General features: G+C 47.6%; 2 tRNA genes. Both read left to right on the top strand.

Annotated features, from left to right (window positions below):
• Nucleotides 1–69: 69 nt before the first annotated feature.
• Nucleotides 70–142 (top strand) — tRNA-Ala (locus LI112_RS17945).
• A gap of 24 nt (nt 143–166) precedes the next feature.
• A tRNA-Ile gene (locus LI112_RS17940) sits at nt 167–240 on the top strand.
• The last annotated feature ends 151 nt before the right edge of the window (nt 241–391 follow it).

Genomic DNA, 391 nt, shown 5'->3' with positions numbered 1-391 from the left:
TAAGACGCAGGCGGCCGATGGTACTGCACTGGAGACGGTGTGGGAGAGCAGGTGGATGCCAGATCAAATGGGGATGTAGCTCAGTTGGGAGAGCACCTGCCTTGCAAGCAGGGGGTCGAGAGTTCGAATCTCTTCATCTCCACTGAAATCGAAAGATTTCAAAGATGGGCTTATAGCTCAGCTGGTTAGAGCGCACGCCTGATAAGCGTGAGGTCGGTGGTTCGAGTCCACTTAAGCCCACTGGTTTAAATGAACCAGAACCCCGAAAAGTTCATAAGCATGAGCCATAGGGCAAAGGTCCACTTAAGCCCATTGGGTCTTAAGTAAAATTAAGCCCAGTATCGTACCTTGAAAACTGCATACATGTAAATTTGATTAACTAATCAAATAT

Source organism: Blautia sp. 210820-DFI.6.14, from assembly GCF_020558815.1.
Classification (GTDB): domain Bacteria; phylum Bacillota; class Clostridia; order Lachnospirales; family Lachnospiraceae; genus Blautia_A; species Blautia_A obeum.
Note: the sequence above shows the minus strand (reverse complement) of the source record. Positions and strands in the feature narration are given on the sequence as shown.